The organism is Borborobacter xinjiangensis, assembly GCF_047739745.1.
Classification (GTDB): domain Bacteria; phylum Pseudomonadota; class Alphaproteobacteria; order Rhizobiales; family Rhizobiaceae; genus Pseudaminobacter.
In genome coordinates this window covers 1-25,208 of record NZ_JBLLVA010000046.1, presented here as the reverse complement: position 1 = coordinate 25,208, position 25,208 = coordinate 1, and the positions used below count along the sequence as shown (strand labels likewise).

23 protein-coding genes and 1 pseudogene are annotated in these 25,208 nt (G+C 59.1%); 7 read left to right on the top strand and 17 right to left on the bottom strand.

The window, feature by feature from the left end; genetic code table 11:
* Positions 1 to 712, top strand: a 712-nt coding sequence (locus tag ACLKMW_RS25030; RefSeq protein ID WP_415727240.1) for a Tim44 domain-containing protein, incomplete at its 5' end; no start/stop codon positions are given.
* Between the two features lie 120 nt (positions 713 to 832).
* Here the strand turns inward: ACLKMW_RS25030 and ACLKMW_RS25025 are convergent.
* Together ACLKMW_RS25025 and ACLKMW_RS25020 are read right to left on the bottom strand one after the other, a co-directional pair.
* Positions 833 to 1,579: an SDR family oxidoreductase gene (locus tag ACLKMW_RS25025; RefSeq protein ID WP_415727239.1), complete on the bottom strand. Its 747-nt coding sequence runs from the start codon at positions 1,577 to 1,579 to the stop codon at positions 833 to 835.
* A gap of 45 nt (positions 1,580 to 1,624) precedes the next feature.
* Positions 1,625 to 2,809: an MFS transporter gene (locus ACLKMW_RS25020; RefSeq protein ID WP_415727238.1), complete on the bottom strand. Its 1,185-nt coding sequence runs from the start codon at positions 2,807 to 2,809 to the stop codon at positions 1,625 to 1,627.
* A 132-nt stretch (positions 2,810 to 2,941) separates the two neighbouring features.
* On the opposite strand from ACLKMW_RS25020, the gene ACLKMW_RS25015 reads away from it, so the two are divergent.
* Together ACLKMW_RS25015 and ACLKMW_RS25010 are read left to right on the top strand one after the other, a co-directional pair.
* Positions 2,942 to 3,838: a LysR family transcriptional regulator gene (locus ACLKMW_RS25015; RefSeq protein WP_415727237.1), complete on the top strand. Its 897-nt coding sequence runs from the start codon at positions 2,942 to 2,944 to the stop codon at positions 3,836 to 3,838.
* A gap of 399 nt (positions 3,839 to 4,237) precedes the next feature.
* Positions 4,238 to 4,600 (top strand): hypothetical protein, encoded by a 363-nt coding sequence (locus tag ACLKMW_RS25010; RefSeq protein ID WP_415727236.1) that lies wholly within the window; start codon positions 4,238 to 4,240, stop codon positions 4,598 to 4,600.
* Positions 4,601 to 5,336: 736 nt separating this feature from the next.
* Here the strand turns inward: ACLKMW_RS25010 and ACLKMW_RS25005 are convergent.
* The 6 genes from ACLKMW_RS25005 to ACLKMW_RS24980 all read right to left on the bottom strand — a co-directional run bounded on the left by ACLKMW_RS25005 (position 5,337) and on the right by ACLKMW_RS24980 (position 11,219).
* Positions 5,337 to 7,091: a TRAP transporter large permease gene (locus ACLKMW_RS25005; RefSeq protein WP_415727235.1), complete on the bottom strand. Its 1,755-nt coding sequence runs from the start codon at positions 7,089 to 7,091 to the stop codon at positions 5,337 to 5,339.
* The gene (locus ACLKMW_RS25000) at positions 7,088 to 7,756 is read right to left on the bottom strand and encodes a TRAP transporter small permease subunit (protein WP_415727234.1); all 669 of its coding nucleotides are present in this window, start codon (positions 7,754 to 7,756) and stop codon (positions 7,088 to 7,090) included. Before ACLKMW_RS25000 ends, ACLKMW_RS25005 begins: the two co-directional genes overlap by 4 nt.
* 87 nt (positions 7,757 to 7,843) lie before the next feature.
* Positions 7,844 to 8,989 carry a TRAP transporter substrate-binding protein gene (locus ACLKMW_RS24995; protein WP_415727233.1) on the bottom strand — a complete coding sequence of 382 codons (1,146 nt, stop codon included), beginning with the start codon at positions 8,987 to 8,989 and terminating at the stop codon, positions 7,844 to 7,846.
* 282 nt (positions 8,990 to 9,271) lie between these two features.
* Complete coding sequence (locus ACLKMW_RS24990; protein WP_415727232.1) at positions 9,272 to 9,505, bottom strand: hypothetical protein; 234 nt, start codon at positions 9,503 to 9,505, stop codon at positions 9,272 to 9,274.
* A gap of 516 nt (positions 9,506 to 10,021) precedes the next feature.
* Positions 10,022 to 10,948 (bottom strand): nucleotidyltransferase and HEPN domain-containing protein, encoded by a 927-nt coding sequence (locus tag ACLKMW_RS24985; protein ID WP_415727241.1) that lies wholly within the window; start codon positions 10,946 to 10,948, stop codon positions 10,022 to 10,024.
* Positions 10,949 to 11,015: 67 nt separating this feature from the next.
* Positions 11,016 to 11,219, bottom strand: a complete 204-nt coding sequence (locus tag ACLKMW_RS24980; RefSeq protein WP_415727231.1) for a helix-turn-helix domain-containing protein — start codon at positions 11,217 to 11,219, stop codon at positions 11,016 to 11,018.
* Between the two features lie 152 nt (positions 11,220 to 11,371).
* Here ACLKMW_RS24980 and ACLKMW_RS24975 point away from each other — a divergent pair, with 152 nt between their 5' ends.
* Positions 11,372 to 12,010: a hypothetical protein gene (locus ACLKMW_RS24975; protein WP_415727230.1), complete on the top strand. Its 639-nt coding sequence runs from the start codon at positions 11,372 to 11,374 to the stop codon at positions 12,008 to 12,010.
* A 548-nt stretch (positions 12,011 to 12,558) separates the two neighbouring features.
* On the opposite strand, the gene ACLKMW_RS24970 is transcribed toward ACLKMW_RS24975, so the two are convergent.
* From ACLKMW_RS24970 to ACLKMW_RS24950, 5 genes are all read right to left on the bottom strand, one after another.
* Positions 12,559 to 14,166: an FGGY-family carbohydrate kinase gene (locus ACLKMW_RS24970; protein WP_415727229.1), complete on the bottom strand. Its 1,608-nt coding sequence runs from the start codon at positions 14,164 to 14,166 to the stop codon at positions 12,559 to 12,561.
* 70 nt (positions 14,167 to 14,236) lie between these two features.
* Positions 14,237 to 14,965, bottom strand: a complete 729-nt coding sequence (locus ACLKMW_RS24965) for an SDR family oxidoreductase (RefSeq protein WP_415727228.1) — start codon at positions 14,963 to 14,965, stop codon at positions 14,237 to 14,239.
* Positions 14,966 to 14,988: 23 nt separating this feature from the next.
* Positions 14,989 to 16,239: a sugar ABC transporter permease gene (locus ACLKMW_RS24960; RefSeq protein WP_415727227.1), complete on the bottom strand. Its 1,251-nt coding sequence runs from the start codon at positions 16,237 to 16,239 to the stop codon at positions 14,989 to 14,991.
* Positions 16,236 to 17,054 (bottom strand): ATP-binding cassette domain-containing protein, encoded by an 819-nt coding sequence (locus ACLKMW_RS24955; protein WP_415727226.1) that lies wholly within the window; start codon positions 17,052 to 17,054, stop codon positions 16,236 to 16,238. The genes ACLKMW_RS24960 and ACLKMW_RS24955 overlap by 4 nt, the downstream gene beginning before the upstream one ends.
* Before the next feature lie 78 nt (positions 17,055 to 17,132).
* Positions 17,133 to 18,179 (bottom strand): ABC transporter substrate-binding protein, encoded by a 1,047-nt coding sequence (locus ACLKMW_RS24950; RefSeq protein ID WP_415727225.1) that lies wholly within the window; start codon positions 18,177 to 18,179, stop codon positions 17,133 to 17,135.
* 168 nt (positions 18,180 to 18,347) lie between these two features.
* Between ACLKMW_RS24950 and ACLKMW_RS24945 the strand changes: the two genes are divergently transcribed.
* Entirely contained in the window at positions 18,348 to 19,364 is a 1,017-nt protein-coding gene (locus tag ACLKMW_RS24945; RefSeq protein ID WP_415727224.1) for a LacI family DNA-binding transcriptional regulator, read from the top strand.
* A 435-nt stretch (positions 19,365 to 19,799) separates the two neighbouring features.
* Here the strand turns inward: ACLKMW_RS24945 and uvsE are convergent, their stop codons facing one another.
* Complete coding sequence (gene uvsE, locus ACLKMW_RS24940) at positions 19,800 to 20,999, bottom strand: UV DNA damage repair endonuclease UvsE (RefSeq protein WP_415727223.1); 1,200 nt, start codon at positions 20,997 to 20,999, stop codon at positions 19,800 to 19,802.
* A gap of 44 nt (positions 21,000 to 21,043) precedes the next feature.
* Positions 21,044 to 21,532 (bottom strand): pyridoxamine 5'-phosphate oxidase family protein, encoded by a 489-nt coding sequence (locus ACLKMW_RS24935; RefSeq protein WP_415727222.1) that lies wholly within the window; start codon positions 21,530 to 21,532, stop codon positions 21,044 to 21,046.
* A 372-nt stretch (positions 21,533 to 21,904) separates the two neighbouring features.
* Here ACLKMW_RS24935 and ACLKMW_RS24930 point away from each other — a divergent pair, with 372 nt between their 5' ends.
* Entirely contained in the window at positions 21,905 to 22,333 is a 429-nt protein-coding gene (locus ACLKMW_RS24930; RefSeq protein WP_415727221.1) for a DUF1772 domain-containing protein, read from the top strand.
* A gap of 97 nt (positions 22,334 to 22,430) precedes the next feature.
* On the top strand, positions 22,431 to 22,796 hold the full coding sequence (locus tag ACLKMW_RS24925; protein ID WP_415727219.1) for a hypothetical protein: 366 nt from the start codon (positions 22,431 to 22,433) through the stop codon (positions 22,794 to 22,796).
* Positions 22,797 to 23,123: 327 nt separating this feature from the next.
* On the opposite strand, the gene ACLKMW_RS24920 is transcribed toward ACLKMW_RS24925, so the two are convergent.
* Positions 23,124 to 24,194 (bottom strand): S1C family serine protease, encoded by a 1,071-nt coding sequence (locus tag ACLKMW_RS24920; RefSeq protein ID WP_415727218.1) that lies wholly within the window; start codon positions 24,192 to 24,194, stop codon positions 23,124 to 23,126.
* Between the two features lie 767 nt (positions 24,195 to 24,961).
* A pseudogene (locus ACLKMW_RS24915) lies at positions 24,962 to 25,208 on the bottom strand (histidine kinase); the annotation flags it as partial.

Here is a 25,208-nt window from a genome sequence, read left to right as displayed (position 1 = left end):
CCTGATCGGCGGCCTGTTCGGCATGCTGCTCGGCTACGGCTTCGGCGGCATGGCGGGCGCCCTTGGCTTTCTGATCCAGTTGCTCCTGATCGGCACGCTTGTCTGGCTGGCTATGGCCTTCTTTCGCTCGCGCAGCCAGCCCGTCGTTGCGGGCGGCGCGCCGGCCCGCGGCTCACGCTTCGGGCGTACCTCCCAGCGCGATGTGGCACCTCAGTCTGCGCCTGCTCGATCGTCCGCCGGCTTCACGCTGCCGCGCATCGGAGGCGGCACGATAGCCCCGGCACCGCAGATGACCGACATCACGGTCGACCCGGCCGATCTTGACATGTTCGAGCGCCGGCTGGGAGAGGTGCAGCGTGCCTTTGCGGATGAGGATCATGCCGCTCTCCGCCACCTTTCGACGCCCGAGATGGTCTCTTACTTCTCGGAGGAACTTGCCGAAAACGCCAAACGCGGCGTGCGCAACGAGGTATCCGGCGTTCGGCTGTTGCAAGCGGATATTGCTGAAGCGTGGAACGAGGGCGAGGATGATTATGCCACCGCCGCCTTCCGCTATGAGGCGATTGACGTCCTACGCGACCGCGTCACGGGCGCCTTGGCCGGCGGCGTTGAGGAGCCGACCGAGACGGTAGAACTTTGGACCTTCGTGCGGAAAAACGGCGGCGAGTGGAAGCTGTCGGCGATCCAGGAGGCAGACGCCCATGGGGCCTGATCTGCTGGTCCTGCCAGCGATATCACGCGATCAGGCCTTTCGGTGAACGGATCGACCCATCGGTAACGTCAGAACGCCGCAGTATTTCGGCGGCGCGACGTCGCCCCGCCGACATTTGTCTCAGAGCTCCTGAGCCGTGGGCCGGAACAGGATTTCGTTAACATCGACATCTGCGGGCTGATCGATCACGAATTCGACAAGCCGTCCCAAAGTTTCGGCCGGCACGCCCACCTGGCCGACGAAGTCCTGATTCGCCTGCTGAATGTCTTTCTCGCTGATGTGTTCGAGCAGTTCGGTTTTCACCGCACCCGGCGAGATGATCGTCGTGCGAATGTTGTAGGGCGTAACTTCTTGACGCAGCCCCTCCGACAGAGCTCTCACGCCGAATTTGGTCGCCGAGTAGACTGCTGAGCCGCCGAAAAGCTTGTGCCCGGCTACTGACGATAGATTGATGATGTGCCCGGACTTCTGTTCCTTCATGTAGGGCAGTGCGGCGGCGATGCCGTAAAGCACTCCCTTGAGATTGACGTCGATCATCTGATCCCATTCATCGACCTTCAGCCGCTCCAGCGGCGAAAGCGGCATCACACCGGCATTGTTGATGAGCACGTCGATACGACCATAGGTCTTTACCGCCGTGTCCACGAGATTTTTCAGATCGTCCCGCCTGGTTACGTCCGTAACGACTGCCGTGGCCTTGCCGCCAGTTTCCTTAATTTCCGCTGCAAGCGCCTCGATCCGGTCGGCGCGACGTGCACCCAGGACGACGTTCGCGCCTTGCGCTGCGAGATGCCGGGCGGCCGCAGCCCCCATGCCGCTGGACACGCCGGTTATGACAATTGTTTTTTCCTTGATGCCTTGTGTCATCACAGTTTCCTTTATGTTGCGAGGTCAGGACATTGATAAGCTTGGTCAAGCGGGCTTGAGCAGATGGCGGCCGGTGCCGATGAGCGCGATGGCGAGGCCAGCCAGAACGATGCTGCCTGTGAACGTCGCCGTGATCGTCATGCCGTCCAGAAGCAATCCGCCGACGACCGCGCCGAGCAGGATCGACGACTGAATCGCCGCGACCATCAGGCTGCCGGCAGCCTCGGGCGCGTCGTCGGCATTCTGGGACATCCAGGTCATCCAGATGACCGAGATGGCCGTGTTCATCGCGCCCCAGACCGCAAGGAACAGTCCCGCTGCGAACACCGAACCGCCCATGGTCAGGAGTCCCAGCGTGCAGGCGCCCATGACCAGTGCGGGCATCTTGAGCAGAGGCGCGACGTTGTCGCTGAGAAACCTGCCCGCCGCCCAGGTGCCCACGAAGCCGGCACAGCCGAGTACGAGCAGCAGAACAGAGAGCGTCGTTACATCCACGCCAGTCACCTGCTCCAGAAACGGGCGCAGATAGGTCAACATGGTGTAGGCCGATCCCCAGGACAGCATCGCCGCGAACAGGCCGCGCAGAAAGTAGGGACGCGTCAGCAGGTCGAACATGGTGCGAAAATCCTGACGGCGACGGGCCGGCAGCGACGGCAGACTAACCAGATGCCAGATGAGATTGACGGCGACGATCGGCACCAGTGCCCAGAAGACAGCGCGCCAGCCGAACATCCCGCCGAGATAGCTGCCGATCGGTGCGGCAAAGGCGGCGGCGATGGCCTGCCCGCCATATATTAGCGCGAGCGCACGCGGCACGTCGCTTATGGGAACCAGCCGCATGATGACGGCGGTCGCCAGTGCCCAGAAGCCGCCGATGCAGATGCCGAGCATGGCGCGACCGATCATCAACACAGCGAAATTCGGCGCCGCCGCGACCAGAACCAGCGACAGCAGCATGAAAGCCGTCATCGCAACCAGAACCCATTTGCGGTTCAGCCTTCCGGCGGCGGTGGTGATGAACATGCTGGCAGCGACCGCGAAGAGGCCGCTGATCGAGATCGCCTGTCCGGTCTGGCCTTCTGTAGCGCCCAGCCCTTCCGCCATGGGCGTCAGCAGGCTGACGGGCATGAATTCCGAGGCGATCAGCATCGCCACGCACAACGCCATCGACAGGACGGCGCCCCAGGCAGCAACAGACTTGCTGCCAGTGTGTTCCACGGCGGAAACCATTCTCCGCATACTCCTGAATGTCGGGCTCGAGCGAAGATATAGCTGGTTCGCGTCCAAACGATTACCCGCCGCGATTTGATTGGATCAATCGATGGGATCGAATAATCTTCCTCGCTCAGGCAGGGAGATTTCATGGAGAGAACGGATTTTAACCAGCTCACCTGGTTCCGGATCGTTGCCGAGGAGCGCAGTTTCACCAAGGCGGCGGCGAGGATCGGCGTGGCCCAATCGACGCTCAGCTACGCCATCAAACAATTGGAGGCGCGCATGGGGCTACGCCTCTTGACGCGCACCACGCGAAACGTCGCGACGACGCAGGAGGGCGAAAGGCTGTTGAAGACCATCACCCCGCGCATGGCCGAGATCGAGGAAGAGATCGCCGCGTTAATGGCATTGCGCGATAAGCCGTCGGGCTCGATCCGGTTGACACTGTCGGATCATGCGCTCGCAAGCGTGGTCTGGCCGAAGCTGAAGCCGGTGCTGCGCGACTATCCCGAGATCAGCGTCGAACTGCTCCTGGACAGCACATTTCGCAACATCGTCGAGGAGGGCTTCGACGCCGGCGTGCGGCTGGGCGAGAGCGTTGAAAAGGACATGATCGCCGTTCGGATCGGCCCCGACTGGCGCTTGGTAGTCGTAGCGTCGCCCGACTATTTGGCCGCTCATGGCGTGCCTGAACATCCGCAGGATCTGGTCCGGCATGTCTGCATCAACATGCGCCACGAAACCGCCGGTGGCCTTCATGCATGGGAGTTCGAGAAGGACGGGCAGGCGCTACGCGTCCGGGTGAATGGTCAACTCACCTTCAACAACTCCTACGCCATGATCGACCCGGCAGTGAACGGCTACGGCATCGCCTATGTCCCGGAGGACATCGTGGAGCGGCACATCGCATCGGGTTTGCTGGTGCAGGTTCTCGACGACTGGTCCCCGTATTTCGACGGCTACTTTCTCTACTATCCCAGCCGTCGCCAGAACCTGCCCGCTTTTCGGGTTCTGATAGATGCTCTCCGCCATCGAGATAGTTAGCCTTGGTGCCCATCGACCTTCGGCTGCCTGGCGAGAAGAAATGTCCGTTTCTCGGTTCTTGAGTTGGTGTCATGATCGGCCGACACAGTGGTCGGTAGCGGTCACGCTGACGGGTTTCCGACAAATGGCAGCTATTCCGCCGTGGGTGCCGAAAAGCTGCCTGTTCGGAATCGACCCCAACGGCCCTCCGTGTTACACCCGCCGTATGCACCGGCTAGTCGTCCGTCGTCTGGGGCCTTTGTTAGCGGTTTGACAATCTCAGGCAAATCGGCGCATGAAAAGCGCCTGCTGCCCGCAGGTAACCCTGGCGTAACTGGCGCACCTGCGCGCGATGATCCTGAGACTTCGGCCGCCCGGAGGCTCACATGTCTTTCCTTTCAGCAAGAAAGAGCGCGCCGCATGCCCCGCTTCCTGGCTGTCTACACCATGAAACCCGAGGACCTCGCGCGCTTTCGCAACCTGCCCAAGGCTGAGCAGAACGCGATCGATGCCGTCGGCCTGCAGCAGTGGGCCGATTGGGAGGCGAGAAACGCCGCTTCCTTCCCCGATCGAGGCGGCATGGTTGGCAAGACAACGCGCGTGACCAGGGACGGCATCGCCGCCGCCGTGAACCCCTTCTGCGGCTACATTGTCGTCGAGGCCGAGACCATTGAGGCCGCCGCCTGCCTCTTCAAGAACCACCCGCATTTCACGATCTTTCCAGGAGACGGCGTGGACATCATGCCCTTTCTCACCGATCCTGCACCCCATCCCTCCGCCTGAGCCGTGGCGGGGTAACGGAACGAAGGCTTTCTGCTAAGTCCACTCTGAAGCCGCCAGTTTGCACTCGGCCCCGAGTCGGAGATCGAATAGATGTCCGCTTCTCCGGTGCCTATCCCAAAAGCGGATGGCCAGAGTACCACCCAGCACAGCCGTATGGCTGCACCAATGGTGGTCTCAGACAAGACCGGGCCGCCATGGTAGTCAGATCTCACGTCCCTCTGCGAGAGTTTAGCGCGCCTTCAACGTCCACGCCGCGGTATCGAACGGTTCCTCAATCTTGGTGTGGCCGATTAGGATTTGTACTGCTCGAAGGTTACCAGCGGCTTTGTAGATGATCGGATCGAAGCCTTGTTGCGCCGCAGCGAAATGTGTGCCGTAATCCTCAGAGCAAACACCGATTGCTCAATCCAATCATCGATCAAGCGGGCATACTGCCTTGTGCTGATATGGCTGAACGATCGATCCGACTCGGAACAAGAATAGTCATCGATCCACACCGCTCGTGCCATGCGAGCAAGCTCGCTCAGGCATCGGCCATCAGTTCGAATTGAACGGGGCGTCCCGACTTTTTCTGCGCCACAATCGCACGCGTCTGAAATTCTGGACCGACGACCACGTTGCAGAGTCCTAAGCAGTCATTCGCTCCGCCGATTGTGGTCGAAAAGTAGACCTTCCGGTCGCCTGCATCTTCGAAAGCCTGCTGACGCGGAAGCCGTTCCTCGTACAGTATTCCTTCTCAACCGCCGTACAGGTAGTCCGGAAGCCAGAGCGTAATGCCTGGCCAGATATACATGATTACCATGCAAACGATCACAATCAGCATGTAGGGCATCATGCCTGCGAATATCTGGTTGAGCGTCACATGCGGCGGAGACACGCCCTTGAGATAGTAGGCCGACATTGCAACTGGCGGCGACAGGAACGCCGCCTGCAGGTTCACGAAGACCAACACCCCCCAAAGAACCGGATCGATGTTGAAGTGCTTCAGCATCGGCAGGAAGATCGGCACGAAGATGATAATGATCTCGGTCCATTCGAGCGGCCACCCGAGTACGAAGATGATCGCCTGCGACAGGATCATGAACTGCACGGGCGAGAGGTCGAGCGAGAGCACCCATTGCTCGAGAAGCGCCTGACCCCCGAGGATCGCAAAAACCGCGGAGAACAACGCCGAGCCGACAAACAGCCAGCACACCATGGCTGTGGTCTTGGCCGTCAGGAACACCGCTTCCTTGGTGCGCTTCCAGTCGAGCGTCCGGGCCTGGAACGCCAAAAGAAAGGCGCCGGCCGCGCCGACGGCGGCGGATTCGGTCGCAGTCGTTATGCCGAACAGGATAACGGCGAGCACGACGAACGTCAGGATGGCGAGCGGCATGACGGACGAGACCAGCAGCTTCACGACTTCGAGCCGCTCTGCGGTCATGTTGCGGTAGTAACGGATGAGCACCACCGCGGCCAGCGCGACGATGAGGCCGAAGGCAATGTAGAAACCGGTCGCGGGGCCGCCGCCATCGGCCGCGGCCGCGCCGAGTTCCTCTACCGCAGGAGCGCCCAACTGCTCCAGCCCGGCGCCGGCTTCGTCCACGACCGTCGCCTGCGGATAGATGACCACGTACCACCACACCAGCGCGAGCACGAGCGACGTCAGCGCGAAGGGCGTCAGCGCGGCGCAGCTGTTCTTGACCAACGTCCAGTATGTGAGGCGGGCGCCGTCGATCTTGAGCGCCATCGCCCTGGCGGGCGAGAACAACGCCGAAGCAAACCCGATCAGCATGTTGCTCGAATAGGAGGCGGCGAAGCTACGCATCCAGGCCGGAACCGGAACTTTGGTTTGCTCTTTAGGCAGTGGCGGGGCGATCTTCGGATTGATCGCCGCCCAGCCCAGGATGTAGACGAGGTAAAGGAAGGCAAGGAAAAAACTGGGGAACATCGCGGCGGCGTAGAGCTTCACGACGGACTCCCCGGCGACCGCTGCATAGACGATGATCATGACGGACGGCGGAATCAGGATGCCCAGCGTGCCGCCTGCGGTGATGACGCCCGACGCGAGTTTTACGTCGTAGCCGGCGCGCAGCATCGGGTTCATGGCGATGACGCCCATCAGCACCACCACCGCGCCGACGAGGCCGCTGGCAATACCCCAGAAGGTGCAGACGATGAGCGTCGCGACGGCGAGAGACGCCGGAACGCGCCGGAACGAAAGCTGGACGCTGTAGAACATCTTGTCGATCAGCGCCCCGCGCTCCATCACGTAGCCCATGAGCACGAACAGCGGAATGGAGATCAAAACGTCATTGGTCATTGCGCCATAGGTGCGCTGGACCATCAGATCGAAGACGCGGTTGTCGAACCAATGCTCCGCCGGATCGTAGAAGGCGTAGAAGCCGAAAAACATGCCGAGGCCCATCAAGGTGAAAGCCGTCGGGAACCCCATGATGATGACGACCACGATCAGCATCAGCATAGTCAGTCCGAGGGCCGGATCGCTCATGGGTTCGGATCTCCCCCCATCCCGCGCTGGCGGGCCTCCTCGTCGATTCTCTGCGCGCGCTCGATTGCGATCTTGCGCGCCTCCTCGTCCACGTATTCACTGCGCGCAAGCTGTTGCTCGACGACGTCGATCTCCGCGACGTCCTTGCTTCGGCTGGGCCATCTGCCGGTCCTGAGACAAACGATGCAGCGCACGATCTCGGCCACGCCCTGAAGCATCACCAGGGCTCCGGCCAGCGGAATGACCGCCTTGAAGTGGTAGATTGGCGGACCTTCCGCGGTCACGGTCGAATGCTCTCCGATCCTCCATGAGAGCGCGGCATAGTCGTAGCCCGCATAGACGAGCGCCGCGATACCTGGCAGGAAAAAGAGCACATACAACAAAAGATCGAGCGTCGCTTGCGGCCGCGGCTGCATCGAGCTGTAAAGGAAATCGCCGCGTACATGCGCATTTTGCGCAAGCGCGTAGGCTCCTGCGAGCATGAAAAGCGTGCCGTAGAACATGTTGCTGGCGTCGAATATCCATGCCGTCGGCATATTCAGGATGTAGCGCTTGAAGACCTCGACGCAGACCAGCGCCATCAATCCGATAATCAGCCACGCCGCGGCCTTGCCGACCCACGTGCTGATTGCATCGACCGTATTCAGAAAATGCTGAACGTTCATGCGGGGCAGCCGCATCGCTGGAGTGTCCGTTGGAAGACAGGGCACCGTTTAGCCTTGGCCAAATGGTGCCTCGTCGGCTCGAACTCGTCAGATCTTCTTCGACGCTCCGTCTGGGCCAAAGTAGTGATCGAAGACCAAGCGGCGGCCGACCACCGTGTCCTGCTCCCACTGAGTGGCGCGCCGGGCAAAGGCGATCTGTGAATCCAAAACCTCTCTGAATATCGGGTTTTCAGCCGCCTTCTTCGCCACGACCTCGTCATAGACCTCCAGCTGTCGCTTCAGGACTGCTTCCGGCGTCTTGTAGAATTTGACGTCGTCTTGCGTCTGCATTTCCGAATAGTCTTTCGAATAACGATCGATCGCCTTCCAGTGCATATCTTGCGAGGCTGCCTCGACAGCATTAGTGATGATTGCCTTCATCTTTTCGGGTAAGGCGTCGTACTTCGTCTTATTAAACAGGATTTCAAACTGCTCTGCATTCTGGTGGTAGCTCTGCAGCATGCAGATTTTTGATACATCAGGAAAACCGAGCACTCGATCCGACGATGCGTTGTTGAACTCGGCCGCGTCAAGCAGGCCGCGATCCAGGGCCGCGACGATTTCGCCGCCCGGCAATGCGTTGACGGCGGCGCCGAGGCCGGTGAAGACATCGATGGAGATGCCCACAGTGCGGAATTTCAGGCCGTTGAGGTCTTCGGCCTTGGCAACTGGTTTTTTGAACCAGCCGAGCGGCTGTGTCGGCATCGGTCCATATGGGAACGAAACGACATTGGCGCCGATCGACTCATAAAGCTTTGCCAGCAGTTCTCTCCCGCCGCCGTATTTGTGCCATGCCAGCAGCATGTTGGCATCCATGGCAAAGCCTGGGCCGGATCCCCATAGTGCCAGCGCTGTTTGTTTGCCGTAGTGGTAGGCGAGCACACCATGGCCGCCATCAAGGGTTCCTCCCGACACGGCATCGAGCAGGCCGAATGCGGGCACAACGGCACCCGCAGGCAGCACTTCGATGTTGAGATCGCCGCCCGTCATGTCGTTGACCTTCTTGGCGAAATCAATAGCGAACTCGTGAAAGATATCCTTTGAGGGCCATGTGCTCTGCCAGCGCATGCGGACCGGTCCTTGCGCCTCCACGACGCTTGGCGCAGCAATTATCGCCGCGCCCGCCACGGCCGCCCCGCTCAAGAACTTGCGGCGCGATGTCTTATCCCCCGGTAGTGCCCCTGCTTTTGCCATTGGTTCCTCCCGAAGAACGGGCTTCGTGCCCATCCATCCAGGACAATACTACTCAACTGCAGCCCAAGCAAAAACTTCGAAGAGGATGGCGTCGAAATACTACAATACGGCATTGGATGGCGGCCGCCTACGTCGCGTAGCGCGTTGGGCTAGCGACAGTACACCAAAAAGCTTTGGCCACGCCGACGGACGCGGCGTTTCAATTCGCGTCCGAAGGGAGGAGCTCGGTGTCAGGCCCATCAAAGGTGATCAGGTCAGCGGTCGTGTGGCGTCTTAGAAGCCTCACGAAGCCGAGTATTTCACCGCCACACCGCGCTGCCGAAAGTACGCCTGCATTAGCTTCCTGCCAGAACGGTTGTTCTGCGCCAGCCTGGCTGGGTCGAACACGGCCTCTTTCAAACCCGCCCGCATCAACGCTGCCTTGAGAGTCGCGATATGCACGTCGATGTCGGCATTGTCCGCCTGGAGCGATTCATAGATGCGGTTTGTTGCATCTGCTACGGTCGGTTCGCTCACTTGTCCACTCCTTGTGTTGTTTGACTGGCGCTTACCACATTTCTCGCCTTGACTCCTATTGTGGTGGAAAATGCCCACGTCAACGGCTAACCGAGATGGCCGGGAAACACCGAGTCCGCTTTCGACCATGCGGCACCAGAAGCGGACCAGCGGGGAACCGGCCCCGGTGCCGACAGAAGGCACGGCGCCTACGTATCGGCCAGTAAGGTCAGATGATAGGCTTCCGGAAAGCAGTCGCTCATGCGACCCCATCGGTGCGCTCCCGACAGCCAGTATTTACGTATACCGACTCCCACATTTTTGACGTGAAGCAGTCGGCAGTAACATCTGCCCTCGTCGGCGTGCTTGCACCAACATGAACAGCTGCTGGAACGAGACTGTAGCTAACGCGCTTGGCGCTGCTCGCTCCAAGAGAATCATGTCAGCGTGTCATGTCAGCGCGTTATGGGCCAAGTAAGACTTGCACTTTTCAGCGCTCGCGGCGCAAGATCGTCATTTCCTCTGTACCAACGACGGTCATTCCTTGGCTGCTTGCCGCAGCTTTTCGAGATGCTCCTGGCAGATTTGTTCGACCAACCTGTGGAGTGCGGCAGTCCGTCCTCCCAACCACGCGAGCGCTTCTTGGTTGATGTCGTAGTGTTTCGAATAGCGGGCTTTTACATAAGCTTGGTTCAACGTGTTGAACCACGCCATGAATTTTCGCTGATCCCGCGGCCAGATTTCCGCCAAGCGCCGATCCTGATCCTCAGCAAGGGAGCGGAGGAACTGCAAATTATGGGAGGGCGGGCTGTAGTTGGTCAGGGTGAGGAGCAGAGCCGCATAGGCGTGCTCGATTGCCTGATGAAGGGAGAAAGCGGCATCTTTGCCCCACTCACGATCGTTTTTGGCTTTGTCGAGCTCAAATTCAAATCCAATAAGCCGGCGAGTTGCAGCTGGAAATCTGCTTTCGAAATTCTCCTTGGCTGCACGATGTGCTTGTTCAGCACTGAGCAGCTTCGGCTCCGCCAGAGGCTCATCATCGAGTTCATAAAGAACGATGCCGTCGCGACGGATGTCGGAATAGAAGTAATGGCCTTCACGTAGCGCCGTGTTCACCTCGCGTCTCGAATGCACGATGAAGCTTGTGGGCGTCTTCACGCCGCTGTCACGCAACAGACGTTCGCGGGCATTCGACCAGTAGGCAGCAAAGTCGGTGAGCTTACGGTTGTTGACGATGATCAGCAGATCGTAGTCCGACCGATAACCTTTCATCGTATGCGGTTCGTCAACCCAGTCACCGCGCGCATAAGAGCCGAACAGAATGATTTTGAGGATGCGGCCCTTCTTCTTGAAGTCGGCCGTGCCGCCGCACAGGGTATCCTCGAATTCCTCCAGCAGGACTTCAACCACCCGCGCCAGTTCCCGCTGCTTCCTGTCCGGCAGGTGGGCAAGGCTCGATCTCATCAAGCTGGAATGCTCATGCATGTTTAGCGACTTAGAGAGCAAACCCACGCCTTTCAGTGCAATGATCTCAGTTACTTTTCCAGCGTACCCCAGGGCCGCCGCCGTTCCTGGGAATGAACTCAATACCTGCGGCTTCGAAAGCTGCACGTATTGCCTTCAAAGTGGCGGGGTGAGCTGCATTGCCTGCTTCAATTCGGCTAACTGTTGCAGCCGTGACTTCAGCCTTGTGCGCCAGTTCTCTGACGCCCCATCGCAACGCCGCACGCGCCATCCTAATTTGGTCACCTGTTATCAAATTAGTACCTTGACATAATATTTGCAAGCCTTCAGATTATATCACAGACATAATAATAGCACGCGGGTCATTGTTAGGAGCCTTGTGAGGCCCGTCACGCCATCTTCATACCGTAGGGAGCTCGGATCATGGTTGATTCCGACCATAGCATGAGTCTGCGTGTCGTCACCCGGCGACAGCTGCTGACAGGAGCAACTGGGCTGGCGCTGCGGGCCGACACGCAGGCCGCGCCAGGGCAGGGGAGCGGTGCGGGCCCGGTCAAACCTGATGAGGTCGTCGTGGCATGGCGTCAGTGGCGAAATGCCCATGCGAGAACCCTGCGATTGGGCCGACGTCAGCAGCGGCTGGAAAACGAACTGATGGCGAGGGTTGGCTTCCCCATGGTGATACTGCCTGAGCGGCAGGCAGGGAAGGGAGCGACCGCCGCGTTCTCGACAGCGGAGATCGAAGCGTTCTTCGACGATAATTCGATTGCTTGCCAACACGCCAAAGCTCAGCTTGCCACGCATCAGGCCGGGTGGAACGCTGCAGCTGTCGAGAGCGGCTACATGACCGCGTTGCAGGATGAAGCAGCCGCTGAACAACACGAGCAGGCGGTGGCGGCGAGGCTCTTTGCCTGGCCAGCCTCAACACTGGCCGGCATACAGGCGAAGCTCGACGTGATGCTTAGACAGGCACCCTGCGGCAGCGACGACCAAGAATTCCCCTGGCCACAGCTGAGGGCAGTATCCAAGGACGTAGCGAATTTAGTCGCGGGCAGGGAATAAAACTCTCTGAAAGCTCTTGTGGAGGCTTAGCGAAAGACCTTGCCTCTGGACCTCTGAAACTTCGCGCGTAACCCGCTGATTTCATTGGGGCGTGCTCCGACGGATATCCAAATCTTTAGTGGATTGATCGCGTTCTTCTTGATGTAGCCGAGCCCACGTCCTTTCGTTGCGTATTGCGTGTGGGCCCGACACCGCGGCGTGAAGCCGCAAGCAAGCCATGCAGTCGCGGGTTGAACGACCCGCAAGCAAAGACGGGTCCGGCCGAGGTTAGGGGCACTGCGACCGGACCCTTCTACCAATCGGCCCCTTGGAGGTAGTCGCTGCCTTTTACCACGACGGTTTCGCCGAAATATATCACCTGTCCAGATTAGCTCGAATGCCGGTCAGGGCTAGCCATTCACCGTCAGGTTACGAGACTGGATTGCATGTCCTTCCAGATACCGACGTCGCCGCCCATGTGGGGGTTACCAACCGACCATGCACGGGTGGCAACATGGATCCCATTGCACCGGTTTTTTGTGAGCGATGCTTCGCAGAGCCGTCGAGGCTCACACTCCTCGCAGAGCGCGTTCCTGACCCTGCAATAGCTTGAAGCCTTTGTATCGTTCGGCGTGAATGCGGGCGATTGCCCCAGCAGCAGGCGCGACCATGCTTTCCATCGAAGAGAGTTTCGCCATGGCGCTACGAATATCGGAAAAACATCCTCCTGCCACGGCACCCAGAATGGCAGCGCCCAGCAGAACTGGTTCGGCACAGCGTGTGGTTACAATCGCTTTTCCAGCGGCGTCTGCAAGCACCTGCCGGACGAGGCTATGCTGGCCCGCGCCGCCGCTGACTACCACGTTCTCCACGTTAATTCCGGACTGCGCCTGCGCCTCGATGATCTGCTTCAGACCATAGCCGATCCCACACAACCCTGCGACATAGAGGGCGATCAATTCCTCTACATCGCTCTCCATCCCCAAACCGCAAATCACCGCACGGGAGAATGGATCGGCGAACGGCGCGCGATTACCGAGGAAGTCCGGCACGACGTGCAGCCCTCGGGCCAAGCTAACCGGATCGTTGCTCCCGGCAGATGCCTGCGCACAGTCTGCCAAATAGTTGCCCAGGGACAAGCCGACGCCGGCAGCCTGCTGCTTTATGCGATGGGCAGCTGGATGGAGCTGTAAGAGTTGCTCAATAGCGGCGCCTGCGGCCGACTGACCGCCCTCGTTCAGCCACATGCCTGGCACCATGGCAGAATAGTAGGGACCCCAGATGCCCGGCACAAAAACGGGCTTCGTAGTGGTCGTCATTGTGCATGACGATGTTCCAAAGACGTACCCCAGATTGGCCGTGGGATCACCGCCAACGCCCACCGTTCCTATGCCACCCGCGTGAGCATCGATCAGACCGGCCGCGACGGGCGCTCCCTCAGTCAAGCCGAGGTCATTGGCGGCTTCGGCGGTTAGGCCGCGACCCAACGGTGTTCCTGGCGCTACCGCTCGCTGGCCTATACGAGCGAACGCCTCGTCGGCCAGGTTGCCTAGCCCGATGGCGTGGAAATAGGACGGATCCCACCGATCTTCGTGCGCAAGATATGTCCATTTGCATGTGACGGTGCACGTGGAGCGCGCGAGATCTCCGGTGGCTTTCCAGGTGAGGAAATCGGCAAGGTCAAAAAATTGCCAGGCAGCGTCGAATATCTTTGGGCGATGCTGCTTGAGCCATAGAAGTTTCGGCGTCTCCATCTCAGGCGATATTCGGCCGCCGACATACTTGAGAACAGGATGTTTCTGGGTGTTGATCAGTTCGCTTTGCTCTACCGCGCGGTGATCCATCCAAACGATGACATTTCGGTTCGGATCTTCGGACTCTCCGACCGCGAGTGGTTTGCCGCCATGGCCAAGCACAACCAATGAGCAGGTCGCGTCAAACCCCAGGCCTGCAACCTTTTCGCTTCGAACTCCCGATTTGGCGATGGCTTCACGCACCGCCGCGCAGACCGCGTGCCAGATGTCGTCGCTGGATTGCTCCGCACTCACCCCATCACGCCAGAGACGAATGTCTTGCCGGGCCATCGCCAGCATCTCTCCCGCCAAGTTGAACACCCCGGCGCGGGCGCTACCTGTTCCAACATCCACGCCGATCAGATAGGAGCCCTTGTGTGCCATGCTGGCCGCCCTTTGCTGAGAAGTGGATACCCTTTGCGGGCAATGATGGGGCGCGACGTCGTACGCCCTGTCAAAGGTCCACGCTATTAGGAAGAATCACCAGATCGCGGACGGTAACGTTGCTCGGCCGCGTCAGCATGAACATTACGCAGTCGGCCACCTCCTTGGGCTGCATTAGGCTGCCATTGGCCAGCGCCTCCTCCATCTTGGATTTTGGCCAATCGTCGAGCAGTGCGGTAACGACGGGTCCAGGCAAAACCGATCCGATGCGCACACCGTGCTGCGAAATCTGACGGCGGGTCGAATGGACGAATGCCTGCACGGCAAATTTCGACGCTGTGTAGATCGGTTCCCAAACAACCGGAACGACGCCCGCGATCGAACTGGTGAAGATAATATCGCCGGCTTTTCTGGAAATCATGTGCGGCAGTACAGCGTGCACACTGCGAAATGCGGCATTGACGTTCAGATTGAGCATCCTGTCCCATGCATCGGGGTCGCCTTCCGCGACCGCTCCGCCGATGTAAGCCCCGGCGTTCGCATGGAAGATATCCAGTTTGCCGACGAGTTTCTCGATACGCGGCATTATGCCGGAGACCTGCGGGCCGTCGAGTAGATCTACGACCAGCGGAAATGCGTTGGCTCCCAGCTCAGTGCACAGTGTCTTGAGGCGATCTTCGGCGCGATCGATCAACACCACCTTGGCGCCAGCCGACAGCATTGCGCGGGCGCATTCAAGGCCTATACCCGACGCTGCACCGGTGATGGCCGCAGACTTGCCTTTCAAAACCTCAGACATCTCTCATGCTCCCATGCGCCACATTATGCTCGACCGTGGCTGACACGCGACCGCCGCGCGAGCGAATCCACGATGACGGCGATGGCCAGAACCGCTCCCGTGATCATGTATCGCAACGATGAAGACAGGTTGAGAAGGGTTAGACCGTTCGAGATGGATTGGATAACGATGATGCCGAGCAGCGCTGAATAGGCACTGCCGCGTCCACCGAACAGGCTCGTTCCGCCAATCACCGCAGCAGCAATTGCGTTCAGGTTGATGTCGCCGGCCCCGGCTTGCTGACTGGACGTCGCCAATCGCGCAGCCGACAGAACGCCGCCGATCGCAGCAAGGGTGGAGCAAAGCACAAAGGCCGAGGTGTAGATTTGCCGCACATTGATACCTGAGCGCCGCGCCGCTTCACGGTTGCCGCCGACGGCGAACATCGATCTTCCCCATTTTGTACGGGTCAGACCGTAGTTCAGGATGACCACCAGCAGGACGAAGAAGCCGAACATCCACGGCACACCGCGACCGAGATTGAGATAATAGACGGCGAACTGCAGCAGAGCTGTCAAAGCCACCGCCTTGACGACCAGGTTCGTCATCGGTTGCCCTGTCAGATTGGCGGCGCGGCGTCGGCGCATTGTTGAGAGGCCGGAAAGGATCAATATCAGGCCTGGTAGCAACGCCAAACAGTGAGAAAGCCACGCCGGCATGATCAACACCTGGCCGAATGATACCAGCGCCGACGCATAGGGCAGGTTGATGGAACCTGTCGGTCCGAGAATGTAGAGTTGCATGCCGAGTATGGCGAGCAAACCCGCCAACGACGAGATGAAGCTCGGCATACCCAGCCGATTGAGCAAAAACGCATAGATCGCGCCGACGGTCATACCGGCGGCTACGGCGACGACAATGGCTCCGGCGACCGGCCAGCCCATATTGACCCACAATACGCCGACGAGCGCCGAAGCGAACCCACTCATTGAGCCGACGGACAGATCGATCTCGCCAAGCATCAGGACACAAACGATGCCTAACGAGATGACGCCGACTGTCGCGCAATCGAAAAGCAGGTTGACGAGATTATTGGGAGCCAAAAAGACGGGGTTCAGGCTGGAAAAGACAACCGAGATTAGGATTAGGCCGACAACCACCGGCAGCATGCCGAGGTCGCCGGAACGTACCCTGTCGACAAAACTCAGGAATACGCCAGCCAGCCCCTCTTGGTGGCGGACACGTTCGTCACTTCGATCCAGCGCCGCTATTCCTTGAGGTTGCTCCGTGGTCATGCGCGCTGCTCCCGGGCCTTGTCTTCATCGCTCTTGCGCAACTGGCGTCGCGAAACCGCATTCTCGGTTGCTCCGGTTATGGCGGCAACGAGTTCATGATTGGAGGCTTCAGGGGTGAACACACCGTTGTTGCGGCCCAGTCGCAGCACGACTATGCGATCAGCGACCGCGCGAACATCCTCCATGTTGTGGCTGATGATGATCACTCCGAGGCCGCGGTCCCTGACCCGCTCGATCAGATTGAGAACCTCTGCAGTCTGCGCCACGCCAAGCGCGGCGGTCGGCTCATCGAGCATGATAACCTTGGGACTCAGTAGAAGTGAGCGGGCAATCGCCACCGTCTGCCTTTGGCCGCCCGAGAGCGATGCCACCGGCTCGCGGATGGAGGGAATTCGTGCAGCCAGTTCCTTCAACAAGGTCCACGCCTGCACCTCCATCTGAACTTCGTCCAAGTTGTAGGGAGACAACTCATGACCGAGGAACAGGTTGGCGACGACATCAAGGTTTTCGCAGAGCGCAAGATCCTGAAATACCGTAGCGATGCCCATTTTCAACGCTGTGCCGGGATTGTTCAGAATGACTTCATGCCCGCCGAACTCGATCGTGCCTGAGCTTGGCTGATGGACGCCGGCAAGTATCTTGACCAAAGTTGATTTTCCGGCGCCATTGTCGCCCACAAGAGCCACGACCTCGCCTCCGTAGACATCAAGTTCGATGTCTGTCAGTGCCGACACGGCGCCGAAATTCTTGGTGATGTTACGCAGGCTCAGAATGGGTTTGCCCGGGGCGGGGGTTTCTCCGACGCTGTTCGTCATGTTCATCCTGCCGCTTTCACAAAGGACCGGGCGCCCGATCGAAATCGCTTCCAACCGGGCGACGGCGCGCCGAGTGCTTTACTGGATTATACCGAGCTTCTTGCAACCCTCTACATATTCGCCAGTGCAGATCTCCTCGGGCGTCTGTATGCCTTTGTCGAAAATCTCGGCTTTGATGTTCTCGGCAGTGACGACGGCCGGAACGAAAAGTTCCGACGGCGTGTCATAGAGCGTTGTCTTCGGCTCCGGCGTTTCGCCCCTCAATAGCTTTACCGCGACATTCGCCGCGGCGGCGGCAACGATTTCTGATGGCTTGGAAATCGTGTTGTATTGGTCGCCCGAAATGATCAGCTGCAGCGCGGCGATGGTGGCATCGTTGCCGGTCACCGGGGGCACTGGATTGACGCCCGCCGCTTTGAACGCGGCGATCGCGCCACCGCCGGTTCCGTCGTTTGCCGCGACCACACCCTTGATGTCAGCGCCGAAGCGCGTGATCTGGCCCGCGGTCCATTCCTGTGCTTTTGGCGGAGCCCAGTCCGGCGTGTCGAATTCGGCCAGCGTCTTGTAGCCAGAGCCTTCCAGGCCCTTGTGGATGCCGTCGCGGATCAATCCGGCGGCGGCATCGGTCGGCGAGCCGTTGATCTGTAGAACGCCGGCTCCTTCGGGTACGCCCGATTTCTTCATGTGTTGTACCAGCGATTCGGCGATCGCCTTGCCGATCCCTTCATTGTCGAAGGAGACGTAATAATCGGCAGGCTTGTCTGGGATTGGACGATCATAGGCAATGACCTTGACCCCCTGTGATTGCGCCGCAGTCACCAGACTGGCTGCCGCGGCCGAATCGACCGGATCAAGGACGACGACCTTGGCACCTTGCGCAATGACGGAGTTGAACTGCTGCTGTTGCAGGGCCACATCGGCATTCGCATTCTGATAAACGACAGTGCATTTCGGGCAAAGCCTTTCCATCTCTGCCTTGAAGCCGGGATAATCGTGCTGCTCGTAGCGCGTTGAGGCCTGGTCAGGCATCAGGAATGCCACCGTTGCATCTTCCTGAGCAAAAGCGGCACCCATCGTGCCAGCGACGAACAGCATTGTGGACGCATAAAGAATTCGCAAAGTCATTTTGTTTCCTCCCTTGGAGCTGCGGACCCTGACGTGCTCACGATTAGCCCCTCCCGGCTTTGACGTGAAATACGAAGCTTCATCGATTGTGCACGGCTTGCACAATCGATGAAGCATCGTTGCTGCCCAGCCTTGGCCGTGTCAAGATGCTTATCGATGGAGGAATTCTTGAATCATCAGGGTGGCCCAACAAAACGCACGACGATCTATGATCTCGCCGCGCTCGCAGGAACGTCTGCCAGCGCAGTGAGTGCCGTTCTGTCGGGGAAGTGGAAGAAACGCCGGATCAGCGTGCAACTGGCAGAAAAGATCGAACGCTTAGCCGAGGAACAGGGCTATGCGCCGAACATGCAGGCCAGCCTGCTGAGGCGGGAGCAGTCGCACTTGATCGGCATGATCGTTCCCAAATACGACAATCGCTACTTCGGATCTATTGCAGAGCTATTCGAGGAGATGGCGCGCGCGGCAGGGCTTTTTCCGATCGTCACATGCACGCGGCGTGATCCTGAACTAGAGGTGGAAGCGGCCCGGGCGATGATTTCTCATCAAGTGGGATGGTTAATCTCCACCGGAGCTACCGATCCGGATCGGATCACCGAACTGTGCAATGTCGCTGGGGTGCGGAGCCTCAATCTGGATCTGCCTGGATCACTAGCACCCTCGGTGATTTCCGACAATTTTTCTGGCGCTCGAGAGCTTACGCTGCGGATACTAGACAAGTGTGCCAGAAAGTTCGGCAGGCGAGAGCCGTTACTTTTCGTCGGCGGTCGGGCTAGCGATCATAATACCTCCGAACGCATAAGGGGTTTTCGCGCCGCCCATGCAGCGATGGGGCTGACTTTAGACGAAGCCAATATCCTGGCATGCGGCTACGCGCCCGAGAAGGCAGAAAGGGCGCTGGCCGAGAACACAGTGAGCCGTACTACGCTGCCGCCTGGCATGTTTGTGAACTCGACAATCTCGCTTGAAGGCGTATTGCGATGGTTGCGGCATCATCGATCCAATCAGGATTACGATCCTGCGCTTGGCTGTTTCGATTGGGATCCATTTGCGACGCTGCTCGATGAAAACATTGAAATGGTCCGACAAGACGTCCCGGCCATGTTGAAAGCGGTTTTCGATATCATCAATTCGGGGATTGGCAGTGAACGACTGATCCAGATCCCGACGATGCTGGTTCGCTGAACATTCCTGTGCGCCCGCCGGCGACCCAACACGGGTCATTCGCGTTTGGGTTAAACCGCGATAAACCTGGATGCGCACTTTGCCACTTCACCGTAGCCCGCGTCCGGCTCGTCAGAGTCCTTTCCGATACGAACAGCGGCGGGGAGGGATGTCTTCCAGTAAATGTGAGGATGAGCCTTCTCGGACGTTTGGGCGAACACAATGCCTAGTTCGCTTCGCGCCACAGTCGACATCCTCAAGCCAGCTAACAACCGACCGGGAGCGGGAGTGTTGACGGCATGTCGGAGATGGTTACGGTGCGAGAAAGCCGGGCCTCCGAGCATTTGCATCAGACGATCTAACAATCATTGCGACTTTCCAAAGAGATCGGTGCGCAAAAAACCGAAGGATGCCGGGCGGAAGCAGGAAGCGATCGGCCTTGAAACGGCCGACTTACTAATTCTCCCCATCTACCAATGCGGCCTCCTCATCTTGAAGGCCCTCCGCCTCGGCGGACGCCAACCCGAAGCGCGCTGCCACGTCCGGCGCATAGCGCAACATGTCCGGCCGCAGCCGGGTCAGCGCCAGATCCTTCGCCTTGCTTTCCAGCATGACATCGAATTCGAGACCTTTGGCCATGCGCATGAATCCTGCAAATTCGAACGGGTTGCAGAAATCGGCGTGCCCTGTCCAAACGGGAGCAGCATAGACCTTTTCCTGTTTTCCGGTCTTTCGGTTCTTCCGCACCAGTTCCCGCAATTCGGTTCGCGGTGTGGAGAAGTGAATTTTGGGACGGACACCTCTGGGCCATGTCTTGAGGATCGCTTCCAGAGTCGTGCGCATGTCGAGGTTCTCCGGATTGAGGCACCAGAAGTGTTGGTGGTCAAAGATCAGCCGAACCCCGGTCTGCTCGTGTATCCAGAGCACGTCTGCGGCGCTGAAGCGCAGATCGTCATGCTCCAGCACCAGCCGACGGCGCACGTGTTCGGGAAGCATCGCCCAGCTTTTTACCCAGCGCGCGGCGCTCTCACGGCGATCGCCATAAGTCCCGCCGACATGGATCACCACGACGGCTTCCGGCCCCAGCTCCATCAGGTCGAGCATCTCGGCCTGGGTGGAAAGGTCCCATACGCTCTTCCTGACCAACTCCGCATCGGGACTGTTCAGCAGGACGAATTGCGAAGGATGAAAAGAGAGCCTGAGATCAAGCTCGCGCGCCCTGCGACCGATCGCCTGCAACTCGCGGGCGCTTTGCCTGATCATGTCGTGAAACTGCGGCATGTCGGGATGAGTGACATAGGGAGCCAGATCAGACGACATCCGATACATGTCGATGCCCTGGCGGACCAGATAGTCGAAGATCGCGTCGAGGTGTTCGAGCGAAACCTTCAGGTGCGGATTGTTGGCCCAACGCCGGGCGTCATTGCTCTTGAGCGACGTGTCGCCCATTACCTTGACGGGAAATCCCAATCGTAGCGGTCGATCGCTCAGGACGTCTTCCTCATTTCGTCCGGCTTGTCCGCCCGACTTGTCGCTCTGGACGATGAATTGCGCACTGTCCGTTGAAGCTTCGGTATTGTGGCCGCCCCTGATCTGAGTTTCGGAGGCCGGTTCCTGAACAGCTTGCCACGCGTCCCCGTCCGGGCTGGCTTTCACATGACGTTGTCGCCATTTTGTGAAATTATCGGCCTTGCTCGATCCTAATCCAGGTCGACCTTCGCGACCTTGTCCTTGTAGTCCTTCTTCGGGTCGAAACCGAGAAGCATCTTGACCCCCGCCACGAAGCTCGAGGCATCCGCCCAGACCTGACCAGTATCTGGATCGAGCCGCAAAAGGGTGAGCTTGGGATCGTCCTTGCCGCCTTCGTACCAGGCGGCGACGAAGCGGTTCCAAAGCCGGTCGACGACTGCCCTATCGGTGTCCACGCGCAGGCTGCCATGCACGGCTGCGAACAAATCGTGGTCCTTGGAGGCGAAGGTCGCGACCGCGCGATCGCTTCCACGAAGCTGCTGGACCAGATCGTTGTCTTTCGCTGTGAAAAACCAGATCGGCCCGCCTTCGTCGCCCTCCAACTGCGCCGTCATTGGTCGGGTATGACTTTCGTCGACGCCGCAAATTCCGAGCATCATCGTCATGTCCGACTTCAGAGCTTTCCAGAACTTTGCTTCCAATTCGGCCGGCTTTGTCATGGTGTCTCCTCTCACTGTGCCGATCGGCTCGCCGCGCGAGCACACGGTCACCCGAAGATAGAGCGGCGAGACATCGTGTCCACAAGATGGGAGCCCGGCCATGCCACGTCGCGTCCCGATAAGCCGAACGGCGAGCCGCCACTTCCCGCCCCGAATTTCGACGACCGAGCCGCCGCCACTGGTTCGTCAATCATCCCTGTCGCATCCCGCCAAAGACGGCGCGGTGGCGGTGTCGCGACCGCCACGGCGATCGGCACCGCAAGAGAACCAAAGCAGACGTTCCCCCAAGTCCGTCGAATACGCTCGACGCGTCTTGCCGGACAAAGGCATCGGTGGTTACCTGTTTGCCCGCTGATCATTCGGGTTTAGGCAATGCTCCTGGCACATCTTGCCTTGATCTGTGCAGCAGTCTTTACCGGTGCGGCGTTGTATATCAACGTCGTAGAGCAGCCTGCTCGACTCACGCTTGATGACACTGCTCTGCTCAAAGAATGGAAGCCTGCCTATAAGCGCGGTTACGCGATGCAAGCTCCTTTGGCACTTGTCGGGTGCTTACTTGGGCTGGCTGCGTGGTGGCAGTCTGGAATTCCTTGGTTTTTTGTTGGTGCTGTTCTGATGGTCGCGAATTGGCCATGGACCCTAATCGCCATGATGCCCACAAACACCGCTCTCGCTGAAACCGACAGTCAGAGTGCCAGTCGCCAAACACGCGATAATATCAAAAGATGGGGCATGCTCCACGGCATACGCACTCTTCTCGGGGCCTTCGCGACTATTGAGTTTCTCATCGGGCTTTCCTGACGCACGACTTGACGAGGCTGGTGGCCGGCTTGCTTGTTCCTTGGAACATTCGGCTTGCAAAACCGTTGATAAGCCCTCCTCCAACAAGGGTACGAAAATGAGAACAATCACAAAGCTTACCCTCGCCGCGGCCCTGGCGATGCTACCGATGAGCATGGCGCTAGCAGAGTGCGTAGATACAAAATCCAGCGCCGGTGCTTCTGACACAGTAAAAACACCGCCAATCGCCAAGGACGGCACGCATGCGCCCCTTGAAACGCAACCGACTGACACCACCACATCAAATTCGCAGGAAAAGTCCGCCCAGAAAGATGGCACCACAATGCCGTTAGGCACTCAGGAAGGTGGTGGGAATAAAGACTTGGCCACCTCGCCGCAGGACGTCGAAGCCCAGCAACAGGGCGACAAGACCGCTGCTGCCAAAGGCGAAAGCAATACCGATCCCTGCGCCACTAAGGGATAGTAAATGTGCACGCGTAGGGGGCCGCGCGAGCGGCTCCTACGTTTATACCTCACGATTATTTGGCTTTATGGTCGACCACCGCAGTAAGTCGCAATCGACCTCAGCCCAGCTCAGATCCGATCCGCCAACCACCAGGCAACCCGGGGCGGCGGACCCGCGCGAGCGGCGTTCGGTCGTATTTCTCCGCAGAGTTGCGGCCGCCCGTCCATTGTAATGTCGAGACGAATTCAGCGGCCAAGTGGACGTCTGGTTGCCACCATTTCTCAGATCCTTGCTCAGGATTAACAGCCCCGCCGCCATGTAGTTTGGCCGAACGAATTGGCAACTTCAATTCCCGATGTCTACGACCGGCACTGTTACGTGTCGCTCGCGGCCACCTCGTTGAACGGTAAGCTCCACCTGTCCGCCAACACCGGCCGTTTCCAAACCGGAGGTAAGCTCTGCCAGATGCCGAACGGGTTTCCCGTCCAGGGCAACGATGACATCACCGAGCCTACCTAAGGTTTGATCCATACCGATTAGTCCAGCTTCTCCTGCGGGTGAGTTAGGCATGACGGCGGCTACTACCACCCCGCTCAATCCCAGCTGCGCCCCCACGAACTCGTCGGCGACGGCGATGCCTATCCCGGGGGTGGGAAACCGCCCTGTTCGAATAAGTGTAGGGACAACCCGATTCACCACGTCAACCGGAATGGCGAAGCCTATCCCTGCATTCGTACCAGACGGAGAGTAGATCGCGGTCGTGACGCCAATCAGTCTCCCGGCCGAGTCGAGCAGTGGTCCGCCCGAGTTGCCCGGATTGATAGCGGCGTCTGTCTGAATCACATTGGAAACTTCGCGTCCGCCGCTGGTCGGCAACCGCCGCTCGAGTGCGCTGATCACCCCAAACGTGAGTGACTGGTCAAGTCCGAACGGGTTCCCAATGGCGTAGGCCACTTGCCCGACCTTCAGCTCACCAGCCGTGCCGAGAGGAATTGGAGGAGGCTGGCTGACGCTGCCCTGTAAGCGAAGGACCGCGAGGTCGTAGTTTGGTGTGCGTCCAACGAGATTGGCTTGGACGACTTCCCCAGAAGCGAAACGCACGAAGATCGACGTTCCATTGTCGACGACATGGTTGTTTGTAACGATATGGCCGCTCGCGTCCCATACAAAGCCGGTTCCCGATCCCGCACTAACTGTCGGCCCATCTCGAAGTACCCCAACTTGTACCACGGAGGGCGCGATGGTTTCGAACAGGCGCACGCTCGAATTCTCAAAGTCGCTGAGGTCTGCACGCGGTGCAATGGATTGAGGTGTACTTCGGGAGACAAGCCACCTGTCGATAAACGGCTGAGCGATGACCAGTGCAATCAAAAGCACCAAAATCGCGAGCAGGACCCGATTGACCGATTCCCGCATTCAAGAACCTCCAAGCCGCGTGGGATCGCACTGATGAATTCTAAAGCAAGCACGCAGACGATATGTTCCTGGAACGCGGCTCGAAAATGGGATTTAGGGTGGATTTAGCTACGGTCCGCACCGCTCCGCGACGACAAGACGACGCGATACCTGACATGGCTTAGCTCAACGGCCCTCACAAAGCCTGCTCCATACCGTAGTCGATCGGCAATATCTGCCCGGACCTGATGTCCGGATGCGTCGGAACGCCGGACGATTGAATTTGGCATTTTGCTTCTCCGTTTGCCTTGGGTTCAGCAGCCGCGGCAATACGGATTGAAATCGTGCCTAGCGAACACGAGCCGGGAAGTCAACCATCGAAGGATCGCTGCTGCTGCTGCACGCATGGTCTTTGCGCACGTTAATCAGCGCGAAATCATGCTGCCTTCTGAAGCTCCGCGATCGTTGGAGCTTCGCGAGAATGCTGGACGCTAGCGCCGCACCCGCCACGTTCTGAAGGAGCCGAGCCAAGTAACCAATAGCAGCGCCACATCCAGGTGATCGCTCCCGTAATCCGTCGATTGCTTTGAACTCCCGGTCCGGCGCTGGAAGTAGCATCACGACGGATGCCCGAGATGTTTGCGTTGGTGCCCGAGCAAGCGCTCGTTCGAAATGACATTGTGATCGCTTTCGGTGTTGACTCACTGCATGCTCGGCAAACCCATCTTGATGGCCGTCGTAGAAATCCAGATCATCGCTACATATAGCTGACAGGGGAAGGAAAACCCCTAGTCGATCTTCATCTCGGTGAGTGCGCTCAAGGGCGCATCCAGCGTCCATGTGATGCCGCTCGGCTCATAGCTGACATGGCCGACGCCATCCACCGCCGTCGGCGCCACCCTTTCCAGGACGACGCGACCAAAGCCTCTGCGCGAAGGCTCTTTCACGGCCGGGCCGCCGCTTTCCTTCCAAGTCAGCCGCAGGCGCGACTTGTCGTCACCCGTCCTCGACCATTCGACGGCGATCACGCCTCGC

Coding starts and splice junctions, on each gene's coding strand:
- ACLKMW_RS24925 (WP_415727219.1), top strand. CDS start 22,431: ATGAGAACAATCACAAAGCTTACCCTCGCCGCGGCCCTGGCGATGCTA.
- ACLKMW_RS25005 (WP_415727235.1), bottom strand. CDS start 7,091: ATGAGCGATCCGGCCCTCGGACTGACTATGCTGATGCTGATCGTGGTC.
- ACLKMW_RS24970 (WP_415727229.1), bottom strand. CDS start 14,166: ATGGCACACAAGGGCTCCTATCTGATCGGCGTGGATGTTGGAACAGGT.
- ACLKMW_RS24960 (WP_415727227.1), bottom strand. CDS start 16,239: ATGACCACGGAGCAACCTCAAGGAATAGCGGCGCTGGATCGAAGTGAC.
- ACLKMW_RS24980 (WP_415727231.1), bottom strand. CDS start 11,219: ATGGCGCGTGCGGCGTTGCGATGGGGCGTCAGAGAACTGGCGCACAAG.
- ACLKMW_RS24975 (WP_415727230.1), top strand. CDS start 11,372: ATGGTTGATTCCGACCATAGCATGAGTCTGCGTGTCGTCACCCGGCGA.
- ACLKMW_RS24930 (WP_415727221.1), top strand. CDS start 21,905: ATGCTCCTGGCACATCTTGCCTTGATCTGTGCAGCAGTCTTTACCGGT.
- ACLKMW_RS24965 (WP_415727228.1), bottom strand. CDS start 14,965: ATGTCTGAGGTTTTGAAAGGCAAGTCTGCGGCCATCACCGGTGCAGCG.
- ACLKMW_RS25025 (WP_415727239.1), bottom strand. CDS start 1,579: ATGACACAAGGCATCAAGGAAAAAACAATTGTCATAACCGGCGTGTCC.
- ACLKMW_RS24995 (WP_415727233.1), bottom strand. CDS start 8,989: ATGGCAAAAGCAGGGGCACTACCGGGGGATAAGACATCGCGCCGCAAG.
- ACLKMW_RS24935 (WP_415727222.1), bottom strand. CDS start 21,532: ATGACAAAGCCGGCCGAATTGGAAGCAAAGTTCTGGAAAGCTCTGAAG.
- ACLKMW_RS24920 (WP_415727218.1), bottom strand. CDS start 24,194: ATGCGGGAATCGGTCAATCGGGTCCTGCTCGCGATTTTGGTGCTTTTG.
- ACLKMW_RS25015 (WP_415727237.1), top strand. CDS start 2,942: ATGGAGAGAACGGATTTTAACCAGCTCACCTGGTTCCGGATCGTTGCC.
- ACLKMW_RS24955 (WP_415727226.1), bottom strand. CDS start 17,054: ATGACGAACAGCGTCGGAGAAACCCCCGCCCCGGGCAAACCCATTCTG.
- ACLKMW_RS25010 (WP_415727236.1), top strand. CDS start 4,238: ATGCCCCGCTTCCTGGCTGTCTACACCATGAAACCCGAGGACCTCGCG.
- ACLKMW_RS25020 (WP_415727238.1), bottom strand. CDS start 2,809: ATGGTTTCCGCCGTGGAACACACTGGCAGCAAGTCTGTTGCTGCCTGG.
- ACLKMW_RS24950 (WP_415727225.1), bottom strand. CDS start 18,179: ATGACTTTGCGAATTCTTTATGCGTCCACAATGCTGTTCGTCGCTGGC.
- ACLKMW_RS25000 (WP_415727234.1), bottom strand. CDS start 7,756: ATGAACGTTCAGCATTTTCTGAATACGGTCGATGCAATCAGCACGTGG.
- ACLKMW_RS24985 (WP_415727241.1), bottom strand. CDS start 10,948: ATGAGATCGAGCCTTGCCCACCTGCCGGACAGGAAGCAGCGGGAACTG.